This is a genomic window from Mycobacterium sp. SP-6446, assembly GCF_001954045.1.
Classification (GTDB): Bacteria; Actinomycetota; Actinomycetes; order Mycobacteriales; family Mycobacteriaceae; genus Mycobacterium.
The window spans coordinates 1-3,039 of record NZ_MBEM01000034.1 but is presented as its reverse complement, the minus strand read 5'-3'; the positions used below and the strand labels follow the sequence as shown (position 1 = coordinate 3,039).

Sequence of the window (3,039 nt, the reverse complement as noted above, 5' to 3'; positions counted from 1 at the left end):
CAACGAATTCGCGACAAGCGCCGGCGACGACTTACCGACCGTCAGCGCGTCCGACCGCGTGGTGGCCGCCATCCTGGCTACCCGCGAAGACTCCGACGCTGCGGGCCTCGAACTGTCCTCCGTCGGGGTGGCGTGGACCGACCAACTCGAAGCGGCCGCCCTGCGCGACGCGCTGACCGCCCACAAGCTCGAGAACGTGATGCTGGTCTCGACGTTTCTCGCCGCGACGGCGCTCGGTCAATTCGTCGGCGGCGCAATGGGTTACGAGCGCACGGCGGTGCTTTTCGTCGAGCCCGATGCCGCCACGCTGGCCGTCGTCGAGACCTCCGACGGTTCCATCGTCGACCTCTATCGAGAACAGATCTACGCGGAGTCCTACGCCGAGGCCACCGCACAACTCACCAAGATGATCTCGGGGCTGGACGGGCTGGAATGGGGGCCGGGCGGCCTCTTCTTGATTGGTTCGGGTGTCGACATCGCCCCGATTAAGCCGACGCTGGAATGGGCGACCTCGCTCGTAGTGAGCGCGCCCGAGGAGCCCGGCACCGCGCTGGCCCGCGGGGCCGCCCTGGCCGCGGCGAACGCGCCGACGTTCGCCTCATCGACCGCTGCACTGGCCTACGCACAAGACCCGGGCACCGGTGCCGCCGTTTCAGTGCCCGAATACCTCAGTGTTTCAGGGCTTCTCGACGCTGACGACGACTTCGCTTACAGCGCCGTCCCCGACGAGGACGACGACGTCCCGACGGTCGTCATCGACCGGTCCGACGTTGCTGATCTGGAGAACCAACCCCGGCGCAGGCCGGTGCTGCTGGTCGGTAGTGGTTTGGCGGTCATTGGCATCAGCGCGGCGCTGGCCCTGGAAATCGCGCTGGCCATTGGCATCCGCGCGACCGGGACGGTCGCCTTGCGACCCACCCCGAGCCAAAACCTAATCGTCCCCACGCAGCAAGCGCCCGCCCCCGCGCACCTAGAGGCATCCGCCCCGGCGCAGAAACTCAACGCTCCGATACCCCTAGCCGCGCCTATGCCGATACACCCGCAAGCCGCGCCGCTGCCCGCGATGCCGGCGCCGCCGGCTCCCGCGGCTCCGGTGATTCCAGTGCCTGTCGTGGCGCCTCCGCTGGCGCCGGTTCCGGCGACCCCGCTCCTGGTGCCAGGTCTCGAAACGGTGATGCGACCGCCGGTGATCCAGCTCCCGCCGCGCGTATCGCCGCCGGTGGTGAATCAGCCGCCGGCCCAGGTCCCGCAGCTGCCATCGCCGCCGCAGGTGACTCCGCCGGTCCACGTGCCGCAGCCGCCGCAGGTGACCCCGCCGCAGGTGACCCCGCCGCAGGTAACTCCGCCGAAGGTGTCCCCGCCGCAGGTGACCCCGCCGCAGGTAACTCCGCCGAAGGTGTCCCCGCCGCAGGTGACTCCGCCGGTCCACGTGCCGCAGCCGCCGCAGGTGACCCCGCCGCAGGTGACTCCGCCGGTCCACGTGCCGCAGCCGCCGCAGGTGACCCCGCCACAGGTGACTCCGCCGGTCCACGTGCCGCAGCCGCCGGTGGTAGCCCAGCCTCCGGTCCATGTCCCGCAGCCGCCAGTCGTAGCCCCGCCTCCGGTCCACGTCCCGTTACCCGGCACGGGGTCCGGTAGTCCTGGCGGTGGTGGGCCGTTCGGCGGCGGGCCCCTCGGCGGAGGTGGTCACAGTGGCGGCGGGCCCTTTGGCGGCGGACCGATTGGCGGCGGACCGATCGGAGGCGGGCCCTTTGGCGGCGGCGGACCGGCCGGCGGCGGACCGATTGGTGGAGGACCGTTCGGAGGCGCCCACAGCGGCGGTGGCGGTGGGCCGTTCGGCGGTGGCGGCGGACCGTTCGGAGGCGGCGGCCTCGGCGGTGGCGGCTTCGGCGGTGGAGGTGGCGGCTTCGGCGGCGGCCACAGTAGCGGTGGAGGCGGCCACAAGTAACCGTCCGTCGTGTCCGGACGGGCTCGAAGTGCAACTCGAAAACGCACCGCGACGGGTACTGACCACCCCCTGCCTCGGGGGTAGGCTCGGACAGATAAGGGCTGGTCAAGAAGATGTGCCGCCCATTCGCTAGAACTTCATAAAGCCCAGCTAATCCCGGATCGTGGATCCTGCGCGGTGCTGCGGGACCAAAATCCTTGGGTAACAACGAGACTGTCGAGGGAGAACTTTCAGCGGTGGTGGGCGTCGTGCTTGGCGTATCGATGGCGCCGACGAAGGTCCGCATGGTGCTTGTCGAAGGTGAAAGCGCCGACGGGGCCGCCGTCGACCAGGACAACTTCGACGTCACCGACGACTCGCCCCGCACCGCGCCCACCCAGGTCGTCTCGGCCATCCTCGGCACGCGCGAAGGTGCGGAAGAGGGTGGCTATCAGCTGCTGTCGGCCGGAGTGACCTGGACCGATCACGTCGGGGCGGCGTTGCTTCGGGACGCGCTGATTTCGCACAAGGTCGAGAACGTCATGCTGGTGTCGGCCTTCATGGCCGCGGCCGCGCTGACGCAAGCAGTCGGCGACGCCACCAACTACGCCAACACCGCGATGCTCTTCGTGGAGCCGTATACCGCGACCCTGGCCGTGGTCGATACCGCCGACGGATCGGTGTCCGATGTGCACCGCAGGGTTCTCCCCGACGACGAAGACCAGGCCGTCGCCGAACTCGTCCAGCTGGCCGCCCGTGCTGAATCGCTGAAAACGCGCCCCGACGGTCTGGTCGTCGTCGGCTCCGGCGTCGATATCCCGTTGATCAAGCCGGCGCTGGAGGCCGCGACCACACTCGCGCTTTCGGTACCCGACGAGCCGGAAATGGCGTTGGCTCGCGGCGCGGCGCTGGCGTCGGCGAACGCGCCGTTGTTCTCGTCGTCCACCGCCGCACTGGGTTATGCGCTGGATCCCGGCACCGGCGAGGTCGACCCCCTGGCGCTCACCGCGCAGTCGCCTGGACTACTACCCGCGTACTTGCCCGAATCCCGTGGCGCCGCAGCGCCATCTGCCGCCGTTGAGCCGGGCGATCCGGACGTTGCCTACAGCGCG

The 3,039-nt window shown here is 70.0% G+C and carries 1 protein-coding gene and 1 pseudogene; both read left to right on the top strand.

All coding sequences use genetic code 11. The features are described 5' to 3' along the window. A partial coding sequence (locus A5736_RS26195) for a hypothetical protein (RefSeq protein ID WP_076244373.1) occupies nucleotides 1-1,948 on the top strand: 1,948 nt, incomplete at its 5' end. A gap of 236 nt (nucleotides 1,949-2,184) precedes the next feature. Next, nucleotides 2,185-3,039 (top strand): annotated as a pseudogene (locus A5736_RS02545) (hypothetical protein); the annotation flags it as partial.